At 68.4% G+C, this 14383-nt stretch carries 16 protein-coding genes; 12 read left to right on the plus strand and 4 right to left on the minus strand.

From position 1 onward, the window contains the following. Positions 1-16: 16 nt before the first annotated feature. Positions 17-874, minus strand: a complete 858-nt coding sequence (locus tag KV110_RS12085; protein WP_218475973.1) for an ABC transporter ATP-binding protein — start codon at positions 872-874, stop codon at positions 17-19. Next, positions 871-1902, minus strand: coding sequence for a FecCD family ABC transporter permease (locus tag KV110_RS12090; RefSeq protein WP_218475975.1), 1032 nt, complete (start codon positions 1900-1902; stop codon positions 871-873). Before KV110_RS12090 ends, KV110_RS12085 begins: the two co-directional genes overlap by 4 nt. Positions 1903-2128: 226 nt before the next feature. On the opposite strand from KV110_RS12090, the gene KV110_RS12095 reads away from it, so the two are divergent. Continuing rightward, positions 2129-3298 (plus strand): alpha/beta fold hydrolase, encoded by a 1170-nt coding sequence (locus KV110_RS12095; protein ID WP_218475976.1) that lies wholly within the window; start codon positions 2129-2131, stop codon positions 3296-3298. A gap of 27 nt (positions 3299-3325) precedes the next feature. Here the strand turns inward: KV110_RS12095 and KV110_RS12100 are convergent, their stop codons facing one another. After that, on the minus strand, positions 3326-3910 hold the full coding sequence (locus tag KV110_RS12100) for a TetR/AcrR family transcriptional regulator C-terminal domain-containing protein (RefSeq protein WP_218475978.1): 585 nt from the start codon (positions 3908-3910) through the stop codon (positions 3326-3328). A 196-nt stretch (positions 3911-4106) separates the two neighbouring features. Here KV110_RS12100 and bioB point away from each other — a divergent pair, with 196 nt between their 5' ends. The 7 genes from bioB to KV110_RS12135 all read left to right on the plus strand — a co-directional run bounded on the left by bioB (position 4107) and on the right by KV110_RS12135 (position 8736). Then, a complete protein-coding gene (bioB, locus tag KV110_RS12105) occupies positions 4107-5120 on the plus strand; it encodes a biotin synthase BioB (protein WP_218475979.1) in 1014 nt (337 codons plus the stop codon). 8 nt (positions 5121-5128) lie between these two features. After that, positions 5129-5356: a biotin synthase auxiliary protein BsaP gene (gene bsaP / locus KV110_RS12110; protein WP_246634483.1), complete on the plus strand. Its 228-nt coding sequence runs from the start codon at positions 5129-5131 to the stop codon at positions 5354-5356. After that, positions 5356-6036 (plus strand): DUF2567 domain-containing protein, encoded by a 681-nt coding sequence (locus tag KV110_RS12115; protein ID WP_218475981.1) that lies wholly within the window; start codon positions 5356-5358, stop codon positions 6034-6036. The genes bsaP and KV110_RS12115 overlap by 1 nt, the downstream gene beginning before the upstream one ends. Before the next feature lie 93 nt (positions 6037-6129). Further along, a complete protein-coding gene (locus KV110_RS12120; protein WP_218475983.1) occupies positions 6130-6663 on the plus strand; it encodes a DUF1353 domain-containing protein in 534 nt (177 codons plus the stop codon). Positions 6664-6831: 168 nt separating this feature from the next. Continuing rightward, the gene (locus KV110_RS12125; RefSeq protein WP_246634484.1) at positions 6832-7284 is read left to right on the plus strand and encodes a hypothetical protein; all 453 of its coding nucleotides are present in this window, start codon (positions 6832-6834) and stop codon (positions 7282-7284) included. Between the two features lie 9 nt (positions 7285-7293). Then, a complete protein-coding gene (locus KV110_RS12130; protein ID WP_218475986.1) occupies positions 7294-8430 on the plus strand; it encodes an MAB_1171c family putative transporter in 1137 nt (378 codons plus the stop codon). Between the two features lie 123 nt (positions 8431-8553). Then, positions 8554-8736 (plus strand): hypothetical protein, encoded by a 183-nt coding sequence (locus KV110_RS12135; protein WP_218475988.1) that lies wholly within the window; start codon positions 8554-8556, stop codon positions 8734-8736. A 21-nt stretch (positions 8737-8757) separates the two neighbouring features. Here the strand turns inward: KV110_RS12135 and KV110_RS12140 are convergent, their stop codons facing one another. Continuing rightward, positions 8758-9516, minus strand: coding sequence for an NUDIX hydrolase (locus KV110_RS12140; RefSeq protein ID WP_281427763.1), 759 nt, complete (start codon positions 9514-9516; stop codon positions 8758-8760). Between the two features lie 76 nt (positions 9517-9592). On the opposite strand from KV110_RS12140, the gene nadA reads away from it, so the two are divergent. From nadA to KV110_RS12160, 4 genes are all read left to right on the plus strand, one after another. After that, positions 9593-10669: a quinolinate synthase NadA gene (gene nadA / locus KV110_RS12145; protein ID WP_218475989.1), complete on the plus strand. Its 1077-nt coding sequence runs from the start codon at positions 9593-9595 to the stop codon at positions 10667-10669. Between the two features lie 67 nt (positions 10670-10736). Then, a complete protein-coding gene (locus KV110_RS12150; protein ID WP_218475991.1) occupies positions 10737-12296 on the plus strand; it encodes an L-aspartate oxidase in 1560 nt (519 codons plus the stop codon). Between the two features lie 115 nt (positions 12297-12411). Beyond that, complete coding sequence (nadC, locus tag KV110_RS12155; RefSeq protein WP_218475993.1) at positions 12412-13272, plus strand: carboxylating nicotinate-nucleotide diphosphorylase; 861 nt, start codon at positions 12412-12414, stop codon at positions 13270-13272. A gap of 84 nt (positions 13273-13356) precedes the next feature. After that, positions 13357-14379: an alpha/beta hydrolase family protein gene (locus KV110_RS12160; protein ID WP_246634485.1), complete on the plus strand. Its 1023-nt coding sequence runs from the start codon at positions 13357-13359 to the stop codon at positions 14377-14379. The last annotated feature ends 4 nt before the right edge of the window (positions 14380-14383 follow it).

Below are 14383 nucleotides of genomic sequence, written 5' to 3' on the forward strand. Positions count from 1 at the left end.
GTGCCACGCCGCCGGGTCATCGGGTCGGGTCGCGTTGGGTTATCAGGAGGTGCGGGATGCCAGTTTCGGGGTGGGGGACGCGTAGGGCGTGGACGCCGAATACCGTGTCGACCACGGCGGGGGCGAGGGCAGTCGCGGGTTCGGCCAAGGGGTGCGCGATGCCGTTGTGCAGCACCAGAATTCGGTCGCAGTAGCGGTCAGCCAGCGCCAGGTCGTGCAGCGCCATGACCACGGTGCGGTTCAGGGTGCGGGTCAGTGCCAGGAGCTCGAGACGGTGGGTGATGTCCAAATGGTTGGTGGGCTCGTCCAGCAGCAGTACCGGCGTGTTCTGTACGAGAGCGCGTGCCAGCAGGACTCGTTGGCGCTCGCCCCCGGAGAGGCGATGTACCGGTCGCTCGGCGAAGCCGGCCAGGTCCACCGTCGCCAATGCCTCATCGACCGCCTGTTGTTCGCGTGGCGAGCCGCCACCCCATGGCGGCAGGTACGGCGTAAGCCCAAGGGCCACAACTTCACCCGCACGGAGGTCAGCGGGCGGCCGCTCGTCCTGCGCGACCACGGCCACGGTCCGAGCCCGCTGCCGCGCCGACAAGGTGTGCAGCACTCGACCATCCACGGTCACCCGCCCACGCACCGGCCGCCGCACCCCCGCGAGGACCTGCAATAGTGTCGTCTTGCCGGTACCGTTCGGCCCGACGATCCCGATCGTCTCCCCGGCTCGGATCGTAAAGCTGGTGTCGGCGACCACCGTCCGCCGACCAGCGGCACACGCGAGCCCGTTGACCTCCAGCGCCCCGGCAACGCTTGTTGTTTCGGCCACCTCGCCGCTGACCACGAGCCCATCGAGGTCTGGCCCGTGGCGACTGGGTCCGTTCATGCTTCACCGAACCGATAGCGCCGTCGCCCCATCAGGATCAGGAAGGCGGGTGCACCGATCAGCCCGGTCAGGACGCCGACCGGGATTTCGGTAGGGCGGACCAGAATTCGAGTGGCGGCGTCGGCGACGACGAGAAACAGGGCGCCGCACAGCGCGCAGGCGGGCAACAGGCTGCGGTGGCGCGGACCGACCAAGAGGCGGGCGGCGTGCGGGATGACCAGACCGACGAAGCCGATGCCACCCGACACCGCGACCAGCACCCCGACCAGCACCGCCAGCAGCAGGAACAGGGCGATGCGGAGTTTTTTGACCGGAACACCGAGGGAGGCGGCGGTATCCGCGCCGACGGTCAGTGCGTCGAGCCAGCCGCTCGCGAGCAACAGCGCCAGACCGGCCAGCGCAACCACGCTCAGCGGCAACGCGATTCGCGTCCAGTCCGCACCCGCGAGGCTGCCGAGGAGCCAGAACAGCACCGATTGGGCGGCGGCGGGATCCGGCCGCCGAAAGATGAGATAGCTGCTCAACGCGGCGAACGCGGAGCCGAGGACGGTGCCGGTGAGCACCAGCCGCAGCGGTGTCAGCCCACCCTGACCGACGGTGATCAGGAAGACCAGCCCCGCCGCGACGAACGCACCGACCAGCGCCCCACCCGACAACGCCCACACCCCCGCACCGGCGAAGAGCCCGGAGGTGATTACCGCGGCCGCGCCGACACCGGCACCCGAGGACACCCCGAGCAGGTACGGATCGGCGAGCGGATTGCGCACCAGCGTCTGCATGGCGGCGCCCGCCAACGCCAGTCCGGCGCCGACGATCGCGGCCAGCACCGTGCGCGGCACCCGCAACTGCCAGACGATGGTGTCCAAACCGAAGTCGGTGGGCGGCTGCCCGAGGATGCGGTGCCGCAGCACTTCCAGCACCGACGAGACCGGCAGCGTCTCGGCGCCGAAGCCGGTGGCGAGGATCATCGCGCAGATCAGCAGCGCCCCGAGGACGGGGAGGATGATCGCCGTGCGGACACGGATCATCGGTAGTTCTCCACAGGCAAGTCGCGGCCTCTCCAGAGTGTGTCGCGCAGGGGAGGTCTGACTTTCGCCGTGAAGGCGATCACAGTGGCGCGACCGTTCCGGATTTGCACCGGATTCCCGCACCTGCAGGGATGACGGCCGAACTCTACCGTTCGGTCGGATTCGCCGGTATCGCCGGGTCGTTCTGGAATGGCAGCCGTCCACACCCTTACCTACAGTGGGGAAGATGTCGCCGTTCGAAGATCGGCACCCGTCCACTGTCGCGGACTGGGACGACGCGCGACGCAGAGCCCGGCTACGGGACACCAGCCTGTGGCACGAGTGGAAGACGTTGCGCCGCACCCGGTCGGCGGTGCTGCGGGTGGTCGCTCTACTCGCCGCCGTACTGATCGTGTTCGCGCAGTACCTGACCTACGACGTCGAACCACAGCAGGTGCGACTGGCCCGCACCGAACCCGCGATCCTGCCCGTCGCCGCCCCGGTCGATCCCAAGGATTGGGACACCGTGGTGGTGGACATGGTCGGCCTCGGTGGCCTGGACGCCAGGCCGACCGCTGCCGCGCTGCCCGCGCTGCGCGGAATGGGCGTCGTGTGGGCCATCCGCTACGACAACGAAGGCATCGACACCGAGGTGATCGCCGACCTGATCATCCGCGCCACCGAGCTGTCCGGATTGAAGAACATCGTGCTGGTCGGGCACAGCATGGGCGGTGTGATCGCGCTGGAGGTCGCCAAACACATCCACCTCGGCAGCGACCGCCGCCTGGTCGGGGTGATCCTGGACTGCACGCCGGTGGACCTGAACGCGGTCCGCCCGGAGAGCCGCGGCCGCGGTGAGGACATGGTGCGCTGGATGCGCTGGCTACCCGGCGCGCGGGAGAGCCGCCTATTGCGGCTGGCGGTGGAAACCTATGCGCGCCGGGACCGTTTCGTCTCCCGCGGTGGCGGTGGCGTGCCGCCCGGCATCCGCTTCGCCCGGCTCGGCGAGGTGCTGGGGGAGGTGTGGCGGGAGAAGATCTTCTCCCGCAACGCGGCGAGCAACGGGCTGATCGAGGCACAGTTCACCGCGATCGTGGCGGGCGGCGCGACCAACGATCTGCGGGCGCTGGCCGCTCCGGCGGACGGAAAGCCGCGCCCCGCCATCGTTTTCATCCGGCCGCGCGATCCGAGCCAGGACCGGGTGGTCGATGTCGAGTATTCACATCGGGTGTTGATCGAACAGTCCGGTGGCGTGGACGGCACGCTGTCGGTGGTGCGGGCGCGAAATATCGGGCACGCCAACCCGATGCAGCGGCCGATCGAATACAACGCGGCGATCGACCAGCAGATCCTGCCGTTCATCCAGCGCTACCAGCAGGAGGTCCGGGCGACAACGACCGCCGCGGCGCCGCGCTGACGGATTACCTGGACCCTCGGCGACGGGTCAGCGGACGCGGGTGCCGAGAAGGTGGCGCACGCCTGCGATGAACAGTTGCAGGCCGAAGTCGAAACGGGCGGTGGGGTCGGGGGTTTCGTCGAGGGGCGCTTCGTCGTCGGGGAGTGCGCCCGCGGAATCCATTTGCATCCTGGACTGTTCGTCGACGGTTTGGCCGAGGACGTAGTACAGCAGCGTGAACGAGGTGAGTTCGGCTTCGGGGCGGGGCATGCCCGCGCGAATGGCCGCGCCTGCCATGCGTTCCCGGCCCTTGCTGGTGGTGAGTCTGGATGCGTAGGTGGCGGAGACCAATTCGGCACCGTCGCGGTAGGCGAGCAGGCAGTCGCGCAGCCGGTGCGCCAATTCGCTGATCTGGCCGGACCATTCGGTGGCGACGATCGGATCCTCCATCGGCGCGAGGATCTTGTCCGCGACCGCGCCGAGCAGCGCCTGTTTGTTGGGGAAATGCCAGTACAGCGCGCCCGGCTGCACCTGAAGCGAGCCGGCCAGCCTGCGCATGGTCAGGTCGGCGAGGCCGTACTGGTCGAGAATCGCGATGGCGCCGTCGACCACGTCCGCTCTGTGCAGTTGCACCCGAATTCCTTCCGTGTCGATGGCGGCGCTCCGGGCCCCCTCGGTGGTTACGCAGGCTACCTTCTCCGGGTCTCCCGCCCGCGCCGCAGTGCTCGGCGGCGGTGCTCGCAGTGTTTTGACTCACTGTCCGCTCTACCCTAGCCTGAACACCGTTCAAGTTGCACGGCCACCTCGGCCGAACGAAGGGATTCGTGCAGTGACCCAGGCTCCTGTTGACACCTCCATATTGGCGATCGCCCGCGAGCAAGTGCTCGAACGCGGCGAAGGGCTGACCCAGGAGCAGACCCTGGAGGTGCTCCGCCTAGGCGACGACCACCTCGAAGAACTGCTGGCCCTGGCCCACGACGTGCGGATGAAGTGGTGTGGCCCCGAGGTCGAGGTCGAGGGCATCATCAGCCTCAAGACCGGCGGCTGCCCCGAGGACTGCCACTTCTGCTCCCAGTCCGGCCTGTTCCAGTCGCCGGTGCGCGCGGCCTGGCTCGACATCCCCAGCCTCGTCGAGGCCGCCAAGCAGACCGCCAAGACCGGCGCCACCGAGTTCTGCATCGTCGCCGCCGTGCGCGGTCCGGACGAGCGCCTGATGGCGCAGGTCGCCGCCGGTGTCGAAGCCATCCGCAACGAGGTCGACATCCAGGTCGCGTGCTCGCTCGGCATGCTCACCCAGGAACAGGTCGATCAGCTCGCCGCCATGGGGGTGCACCGCTACAACCACAATTTGGAAACCTCGCGCTCGCACTTCCCGAACGTGGTCACCACGCACACCTGGGAAGAACGCTGGGACACCCTGCGCATGGTCCGCGAGGCGGGCATGGAGGTCTGCTGCGGCGGCATCCTCGGCATGGGCGAAACCCTGGAGCAGCGCGCGGAATTCGCGGCGAACCTGGCCGAGCTCGAGCCGGACGAGGTGCCGCTCAACTTCCTGAACCCGCGTCCAGGCACCCCCTTCGGCGACCTCGAGGTACTGCCCGCCGCCGACGCGCTGCGGGCCGTCGCCGCGTTCCGGCTCGCGTTGCCGCGCACCATCCTTCGCTTCGCCGGCGGCCGCGAGATCACCCTCGGCGACCTCGGCGCCAAGCAGGGCATCCTCGGCGGCATCAACGCCGTCATCGTCGGCAATTACCTGACCACCCTCGGCAGGCCCGCCGAAGCCGATCTCGATCTGCTCGGCGAGTTGAAGATGCCGATCAAGGCGCTCAACGAAACCCTCTGAAGCATCCCATGAGTAATGTCATGGACATGGACGAGCGCTACAACCCGTTCACCGGCAAACGGATAGTGCCCGGGCTCGATGACGCGGTGCCCGCGGCCGCCGCGCTGGGATTGGAGCCGCCGCGCTTCTGTGCGCAGTGCGGCCGCCGGATGGTGGTGCAGGTGAGTCCGGACGGCTGGTGGGCCAAGTGCTCCCGGCACGGCGTGATCGACGCGACCAGTCTGGAACGCCGCTAGTGACGACGCCTCGGAGTGGGGTACGACGGGAGGCGCGCGCCGCCGCGGTGATCGCGCTGGCCGTGCTGCTGGTCAGTGCGCTCGGCGGGGTCTTGTGGGGCCTGGTGGCGCCGAGCGAGCAGCTGCTTGTGGTCGAGCCCGGCCGCGGCGGCCTGCTCACCGGGGAGAGCATGCACCAGTTCGACGGGGTGGCGATGTTCGTGTGCTTCGGGGCGGTGCTCGGCGTGCTGAGTGCGGTCGCCGCCTGGCGGTGGCGCGCGGTACGCGGGCCGCTGTTGCAGGTCGGCTTGTTCGCCGGGTCCGTCGTCGGCGCCGTGCTGATGGCGCGGGTCGGTGAGCTGGTGGCCGAGTGGCATCATCCCCGGCCGCACGATCCGCCGGTCGGGCAGATCGTCGAGTTGCCGATCGAGGTGGGCAGCTGGCTCGCGCTGATCATCCAGCCGCTGATCGCGTCGCTGCTCGTGTTGTTCCTCGCCGCGCTGAGTTCGTCGGAAGATCTGGGCACCGGCACCGGCACCGGCGCCACCGCCGAGACCGGATCGTTCGATCCGGCAGGCGCATTCGGCCCGTACGGCACCGCGTCCCAGCCTGCGGGTGGCGCCCCGATGCCTTACCGTAGCTACGAACCAGCTTCGGAAGCCGGTTCCGGTTCGTTGCCGGAGACTCGTCCCAGCCGCTGAGCGTTGTCCGAACCGTTGCCCGCGGGACGGCACATGCGTACCAAAAAAGCCTAAAATTGTAGGACACGCTGTGCGTTCAGAGAGGAACGAGTCGTGGCGTTCGTCGGTAGCGGGCCGGTCGTCGAGGAAATCGACGCCCAATTCTGGCGGGTGGTCGAACCACTCGTCTACCAAGGCGATTCCCAAGAATTCGTGATTCCCGCCGGCTTCCGCACCGACTTCGCCTCGGTACCGCGGGCTTTGGTCTGGCTTATTCCCCGCTACGGCGCCTACACCCGCGCCGCCATCCTGCACGACTACCTGCGCACCGCGAACGTGGTGAGTATCGCGGACGCGGACGGAATCTTCCGGCGCTGTCTGCAGGAGTTGGGTGTCTCGGTGCCGCGGCGCTGGATGATGTGGGCGGGGGTGCGATTGGCCAGCGGGTTGCGCGGGGCGACCGTCGGCGCGCTCGCGACGTGGGTGCTGATCGCCGTGCCGTCGGTGGTGTTCCTGGTGATTCCGGTGATCGTGGTCCAGGTGTTCCTTGTCCTGTTCTGGTTGGTGGAGTTGGCATTCTGGGGTGCCGCGCGCCTGTTCACCCGCACCGCCGCTCCGCCGCCCGAGCCGCAGATGAAGACGGCTTGAATTGGGCTGGGGTACCGTTTCTGGCGTGTTCGTGCGGTGTTTCGAGGTGATCCGGTGGGTTGACGCGTTCGTCGCGCGAAGCGACTGCGGCACAGCGAATGTCCTCGGCCGACGGGGTCGACCATGAGGCGGCGGCGACCCGACCCGATAATCGAACAGGTGCGGCGGATGACGACGGCGTTGCGGATCCCGCAGCCGTGGGACCTCGCGGTATTCCTGGCGCAGGTCACGGCCGTGGTGGGCAAGGAGATTCGGCTGATGCCGTTACCGCCGGGGCTGGCGGACGGGATGCCGTGCGGCGTGCTGCTGGAAAGCGCCGATCACATCGTGATCGCCTACGATGCGGAAAGTTCCGGTTATCACGCCGAACACATTGTGCTGCACGAGATCGGGCATCTGCTGCTCGATCACGCGGGCGTCGACGCCGACCGCGCCAGACGCGCCACCATCGAAATGCTCTTCCCGAGTATGGATCCGGACAGCGTGCTGCGGGTGCTGCAACGCAGCGACTACGACGATGCCGCCGAACATCAAGCGGAACTCTTCGCCTCGCTCGTGCTGTCCGAATCCCGTACGGCGCCGGTGGGTTCGCCGGTCCGCCGGACGATCTTCCGGGACTGAGCCGCCGCTGTGGTGACCTCGTCCTGGCCGACCTTGTGGTCGCTGCCGGTGGTCGGCTATGCCTGGATCTTGCTTGCGGTGCGCCTCACCAGGTTTCGCGCGACGCTGCTGGACCACCGTGGCAATCTCGCGCTCGCCGTGCTCGTCATCGCGTCCACCATGCGCGAACCCACCTTGCAGCGCGGGTTGGTCACGCTGTCCGCGGGTTATCTGTCGGATGCCTGGCTGTTCCAGCTCGCGATAATCCTGATGGGTGCGGTCGTCGGGTTCAACGTGCTGGTGCTGGCCGACGCGCTCGGTCTGCGCTATCGACCCGCTGTCGTGCACGGGATCGCCGTCGGCAGCGCGTTGATCGCGCTGCTCTGCGGCACGGGTGCACGCCACCACGGTGTCGCGATCGCGGACGAAACCGGCTGGGCGCCCGTGGGTTTCTGGCTGGCACTGCTGCCGCCGATGGTCTGGCTCGACGGCCTGGTGATCCGGTTGGGCATCGCCCAATTACGGCAGCGGCCCGAACGCCGTGAGGTATTGGCGTACGCGGCGCTCGCGCTGTTTCCGGCCGTGCATCTGCTCGGATTCAGTTGCGCGCCGATCGCGGCGGTGTTCCTGGTTCGCGGTGAGCACAACGTCTTCACCGCGCTGCTGGCCGCCGCCGATCGCGACATCCTGCTGTATCAGTTGGTGATCATCGTGGTCGGCATGACGGTGCCGCTGCTGCTCCGGCTGGCCCAACGTTTGGGGTTGGACGCCGCGTCGCGCAGCCGGAAACGGCTGTTGCCGCTGTGGTCCGACCTGACCGCCGTGTGTCCGGAACTCGTCTACCGTGGCCCGGCGGGGGATCTCGGCAGCCGATTCCTCTTGCACCGCACCGTCATCGAGATCCGTGACTGCCTGCGCATCTTGTCCCGTTACGCGCCGGAGCCCGCCTCCCTTACCGGCGACGCTCATGCCGTACAGGACTACGCCATCCAACTCGCCCACGCCTGCGCCGCCAAGTCCGCGGGTGCGCCCGCCTCGGGTGCCGTTCTCGCGCTGCCCTCCACCGCGGGTGACGTCGACGCCGAAATCGCGGAACTCACCACCCTTGCGGCGCATTGGCACAAAGCTCGCACCGTCGCGGACTTGCCGAGTGCGAGCCGCGCCTGATGTCGGCGTTGATCATGAAGTGGTCCCTCGTCGAGGCGGCATAATTGGGTGGAGGGGATGGCTGGGGCGGGGGTACCGTGCGGCGGTTGACTTGATTGCCTGCTTACGGAAGGGAGGTCCGGTGTGAGCGAAAACAAAAAGACGGCAGCTGCTTCGGATCTGCCTGCCGAGGCACGTGAGCGCGCCGACCTGGTTGCTTGGCGGCGGCGAGATGCGTTGCGACGCAGCAATGCCGCGCAACCGCTGCCGAACAAGCGGCGGTATCGGCGGGGGAGCAAGCATCGGAAGGCGAGCGTCGATTCGTGAGTCGGCGCCTCGAGCGGCGGCTCAGGTCGGTGGACGCAGTGCCGCGAATTCGTCGGTGACGCGGATGCCGGAGTCGGTGTAGCGGTAGACGGCGGCGGGGCGGCCGCCCGCACGGCCCGGTGCGCGGGTCTCGCCGGTGGGAGTGATCACCTTGCGGCGGGAGAGGACTCGTTGCAGATTCGTCGTGTCGACCTCGTAACCGAGCGCGGCGCAATAGATTTCACGCAACGTGGACATGGTGAAGTCGGCGGGGGCGAGGGCGAACGCGATATTGGTGTAGGAGAGTTTGGCGGCCAGCCGAGTGCGGGCGTGGTCGACGACGGTGCCGTGGTCGAAGGACATCGGGGGCAGCGCGGAGACCGGATGCCAGTCGGTGTCGGCAGGTAGCTGTGGGTCCGCGGTTAGCGGCACCAAGCCGAGATAGGCCGAGGCGATGCGGCGCGGCGGCGGGACCCGGTCCGGGGCGCTGAAGACCGACAGCTGCTCGAGGTGGGCCAATTCGCGCACATCGACCTTCTCGGCGAGCTGGCGGCGCGCCGAGGTGTCGAGGTCCTCGTCGTCGCGCAAACGGCCGCCAGGAAGCGACCAGGTGCCCTTTTGAGGGTCAAGCGCGCGCTCCCACAGCAGCACCGCCAATTCGGTCCGTTGTCCGGGCGGACAGCGGCCGATGATCTCGTTCCGGGCGTCGGCAGGGCTCGGACCTGCGGTGATGTTCGCGGGGAAGCGGCGAACCTGGAACACCGCGGTGAGCGTTTCATGGATGGTGCTACTATGGGCCACGTTTTCGATTGTAAGTCGAAAACCTGGTTTGGTGCGAATCGGCGGTGGAGCCGACCGCACGACGAAGGGAGCCATCATGGCGACGATGGGTGCGAAACTGGCGCCTCCGCTGATGGGGCAGGTGTTGGACGGGCCGTCGGGGTTCACGGGTGTCGAGGCAACCCCGGAGTGGGCGCGGGAAATCAAGCGGCTGGCCCGCGAACGAAACGCGACGATCCTCGCGCACAACTATCAGTTGCCGGAGATCCAGGACGTGGCCGATCACGTCGGCGACTCGCTGGCACTGTCGCGGATCGCCGCTGAGGCACCCGAGGACACCATTGTGTTCTGCGGCGTGCACTTCATGGCCGAGACCGCGAAGATCCTCAGCCCCGCCAAGACCGTCCTCATCCCGGACCAGCGAGCGGGCTGCTCGCTCGCGGACTCCATCACGGCGGCGGATCTGCGTGCCTGGAAGGCCGAATTCCCGAACGCGGTGGTGGTGTCCTACGTGAACACCACCGCGGAAGTGAAGGCGCTCACCGATATCTGCTGCACCTCGTCCAACGCGGTCGACGTTGTCGCCTCGATCGACCCGGACCGCGAGGTGCTGTTCCTGCCGGATCAGTTCCTCGGCGCGCACGTCAAGCGGGTCACCGGACGCGAGAACATGCACATCTGGGCCGGCGAATGCCACGTGCACGCGGGCATCAACGGCGACGAGCTGACCGAACAGGCGCGCACCCACCCGGACGCGGACCTGTTCGTGCATCCCGAATGCGGTTGCGCCACTTCGGCGTTGTACCTGGCGGGCGAGGGCGCGTTCCCGGCCGACCGGGTGCACATCCTGTCCACCGGCGGCATGATCGACGCGGCACGGGACGTGCAGCAGCGGCGGCTCGGCAACGGCGAGCAGGGGCAGTCGACCCAGGTGCTGGTCGCCACTGAGGTCGGCATGCTGCACCAGTTGCGAAAGGCCGCCCCCGGCATCGACTTCCAGGCCGTGAACGACCGGGCATCGTGCAAGTACATGAAGATGATCACCCCGGCGGCGTTGCTCCGCTGCCTGGTCGAGGGCCGCGATGAGGTCCATGTCGATCCGGAAACCGCCGCGCGCGGCCGTAATTCGGTGCAGCGGATGATCGAGATCGGCAATCCCGGTGGTGGTGAGTGAGTCCGACTCCTGCCCTAGCGGCGGTGGTCGGCAGGCAGTCACGCAACGCACAGAGAGGCACGGGCGAATGACTCCGGTGTCGATCGACTGGGAGACCGAGGCCGATCTGGTGGTGATCGGTGGCGGTGTCGCCGGGCTGACGGCGGCGCGCACCGCGTCGCTGCGTGGCCTGCGGGTGCTCACCCTCAGCAAGGGCGGCGCCACCGACACGTCGACGCAGTACGCCCAAGGTGGCATCGCTGTGGTTGCGCCGCACGGTGATTCGGTGGAATCACACGTGCACGACACCGTCGAGGCCGGTGCCGGGCTGTGCGACGGCGAGGCGGTGAGGTCCATAGTCGAAGGCGGACAGGCGGCGGTAGCGGCGCTGACCGACCTGGGTGCCGTGTTCGATCTGGCCAGGGACGGGCAGATCTCGCGGACCCGCGAGGGCGGGCACAGCACCCGGCGCATCATCCACGCGGGCGGCGATGCCACCGGTGCGGAGGTGCAGCGCGCGTTGAACGCGGCCGGGCTTCCGGTGCTGTTCGGCGCGGCGGCCTGCCGGATTCTCACCGGGCCTGCCGGTGTGCAGGGCGTTCTCGCGGTGTCCGAGAAGGGGTTCGGCGTTGTGCACGCACCGGCGGTGCTGCTGGCGACCGGCGGGCTCGGCCAGCTGTACGCGTTGAGTACCAATCCGCCCGGTGCGACTGCCGACGGTATCGCGCTCGCGCTGTGGGCCGGGGCGAGCGTGGCCGATTTCGAGTTCGTGCAGTTCCACCCGACCGTGCTGTACACGCCCGGCGGGGTAGGACGACGTCCGCTGATCAGCGAGGCGGTACGCGGCGAAGGCGCGATTCTCGTGGATTCCGAAGGTGATTCGGTGACCGCGGACGTGCATCCGCGCGGCGATCTGGCACCACGCGACGTGGTCTCCCGGGCGATCGCCGCGCGGATGCGGGCGCTCGGCACCGATCACGTCTACTTGGATGCCAGAGCGATAGACGGTTTCGCGCAACGGTTCCCGACGATCACGGCGTCCTGCCTCGCCATCGGCATCGATCCGCGCAGCGACCTGATCCCGGTCGCCCCCGCCGCGCACTACCAATGCGGCGGCGTGGTGACCGATACCCACGGCCGCACCGCCGTACCCGGCCTCTACGCGGCGGGTGAAGTCGCGCGGACCGGCCTGCACGGCGCGAATCGGCTGGCGTCCAACAGCTTGCTCGAAGGTCTCGTCGTCGGTGAACGCGCCGGTGTTGCCGCCGCCGAACGCCTCGCCGAGCGTCGGCAAGTCACCGAAATTGCCATCCGCGCAACGGAGTACGCGGATCGTGAGGTGCTGCAAGAGCTGATGACCACGCACGCTTCGGTCGTTCGCGACGGCGCGGGCCTGGCGGAGGCGATGAAACGGCTGGACGACGCCGTGACACCGGCGGAAGCCGAATCGACCGTCGCCCGGCGGATCACCGGCCTCGAAGACGCCGCCCTGACCGTGGCCGCGCGCAGTCTGCTCCTGGCAGCGTCCGCCCGCACCGAAAGCCGCGGCTGCCACACCCGATCCGACCACCCCGCCCCCGACGAACGGCTCCGCCGCCCGCTGTCGGTGGTGCTGGACGACGACGGCAGTCCCCGGCTGGACCAATGAAGAGCCGACCGGTGTTGGTGACTGGCACAACGTTTCGGCGAACAGCGAGAACCCTCCGCCACGGTGTGCCACACGCGGCGGACGAACATGACGTGAGAGTAGGAGTGTGGGGTTGATGGGTTTGGCTAGCGGGCTGGATCTGGATGGGGTGCTTGCGCTTATTCGGACTGCGCTGGATGAGGACCTGCGGTACGGGCCGGACATCACGACGGAGGCTACGGTGCCCGCCGATGCGGTGGTGAAGGCGTCGGTGGTGCCGCGACAGGCGGGGACGGTGGCGGGGCTCGATGTCGGGCTGCTGGTGCTCGACGAGGTGATCGGCGCGGGGAATTACGAGGTCACCGGCCGCGTCGCCGACGGAACCCGGGTCACCGCAGGACAATCCGTCCTCACCGTGGTCGCTCCCACCCGCGGCCTGCTCACCGCCGAACGCACCATGCTCAACCTGGTCTGCCATCTTTCCGGGATCGCCACCGCCACCGCAGCCTGGGTCGATGCGGTCGCGGGCACGGAGTGCGAGATCCGGGACAGCCGCAAGACCCTGCCCGGCCTGCGTGCCCTGCAGAAGTACGCGGTCCGGGTCGGCGGCGGGGTGAACCACCGGATGGGGCTCGGCGACGCCGCGCTGATCAAGGACAACCACGTCGTCGCGGCGGGCTCGGTGGTCGATGCCCTGCGTGCCGTCCGCGCACTCGCCCCCGACATTGCCTGCGAGGTCGAGGTGGACAGCCTCGAACAGTTGGACGCCGTCCTCGCCGAAAACGTGGAACTCGTGCTGCTGGACAACTTCCCGCTGTGGCAGACCCAGGCCGCCGTGCAACGGCGCAACGCGACGGCACCGGACACGAAACTGGAATCCTCCGGTGGACTCGGCATCGATGTCGCCGCCGACTACGCCAGGACCGGTGTCGACTATCTCGCCGTCGGCGCGCTGACGCACTCGGTCCGGGTGTTGGATCTCGGCCTGGACATGTAGCGGAACGATCTCCGGCGCCGATCAAAGGACGTGTCGTCTCGCCCTGATCGGTTCCCCATTGTCACGCAGCACCATCGGGGCAGCGTGCGTCCCGATGTCGTGGTGAACGGCGGGTGTCGCCTGCTTGCCTCGTTGCTGTCGATTACGACAATGCTCGCGCTGTCGTGGCTCGGTGCGCCGTCGGCGTCGGCCGAACCGGAGTGCGCGGCCGGTGCGGTGGCGATGCGGCCGATTGCGGTTGCCGTGGACGGTGAGCAATCGCACGGCTGGGCTTATGAGCCATATCAATGCAGCCCCGGCGATCTCGCGCCGCGCAGTCTGATCGTCGCGGTGCACGGTTTCAACGAGAAGGCCGCCGACTATCCCGACGTCATGTCATCGATCGCGCGACGCACCGGCGCGACGCTACTGACGCTCGACCAACGCGGCGGGAACAGCGTGTGGAAAACCGGGGAGTGGAATCCATGGGCCGGTTGGCATGACGTGGTGGCCACCACCGAGTGGTACAAGAACGAGCATCCCTCGGTCGGCCGGACCATGCTGTGGGGTTGGAGCCAAGGCGGCATGACGAGCGGACTTGCCTTGGCGCACGGGCCTGCCGGGCTGTTCGACTACTGGGTCAATACCGCCGGTCCGTCCAATGCCGTCGACTACTGGAATCTGGGCAACACCCTCGGCCTGCCGCAGGTGGCGCAGATCGAGCGCGACGCCGGTGGTTGCGCACCCATGGACTGTCCGCAGGCCTACGCCGACCGGTCCACGGCGGCGCTCGCCGCGAAGCTGACCGCCGAACGGATCTTCCTGGTTCACGGCACCGCCGATCCGATTGTGCCGTACCAGCATTCGCTCGATCTGAAGAACGGACTCGCGGCGGCGGGCCAGCCGTACTCGATGTACACGATCGTCACCGGCCGGGGTCCCGACGGCGCCGTCCTCCCCGGCACGCATTGGATCGGCCCGGTCTGGTTCCAAGGCGCCTGTGTGGTGGAGCGCGTGCTCACCGATCGCGAGCCGATGGGCGGCCCAGCCCGCGAGTACACCACCGACGTACTGGCTGGCATCGACACCGCCCCCGCGCCGCCACCCGGTGCCACCTGCGCGGCGTGACCCG

It is taken from the genome of Nocardia iowensis, assembly GCF_019222765.1.
GTDB lineage: Bacteria > Actinomycetota > Actinomycetes > Mycobacteriales > Mycobacteriaceae > Nocardia > Nocardia iowensis.

Excerpts from the sequence above, each read along its gene's own strand:
- KV110_RS12085 (WP_218475973.1), bottom strand. The coding sequence starts at position 874 with ATGAACGGACCCAGTCGCCACGGGCCAGACCTCGATGGGCTCGTGGTC.
- KV110_RS12090 (WP_218475975.1), bottom strand. The coding sequence starts at position 1,902 with ATGATCCGTGTCCGCACGGCGATCATCCTCCCCGTCCTCGGGGCGCTG.
- KV110_RS12095 (WP_218475976.1), top strand. The coding sequence starts at position 2,129 with ATGTCGCCGTTCGAAGATCGGCACCCGTCCACTGTCGCGGACTGGGAC.
- bsaP (WP_246634483.1), top strand. The coding sequence starts at position 5,129 with ATGAGTAATGTCATGGACATGGACGAGCGCTACAACCCGTTCACCGGC.
- KV110_RS12125 (WP_246634484.1), top strand. The coding sequence starts at position 6,832 with ATGACGACGGCGTTGCGGATCCCGCAGCCGTGGGACCTCGCGGTATTC.
- nadA (WP_218475989.1), top strand. The coding sequence starts at position 9,593 with ATGGCGACGATGGGTGCGAAACTGGCGCCTCCGCTGATGGGGCAGGTG.
- KV110_RS12150 (WP_218475991.1), top strand. The coding sequence starts at position 10,737 with ATGACTCCGGTGTCGATCGACTGGGAGACCGAGGCCGATCTGGTGGTG.
- nadC (WP_218475993.1), top strand. The coding sequence starts at position 12,412 with ATGGGTTTGGCTAGCGGGCTGGATCTGGATGGGGTGCTTGCGCTTATT.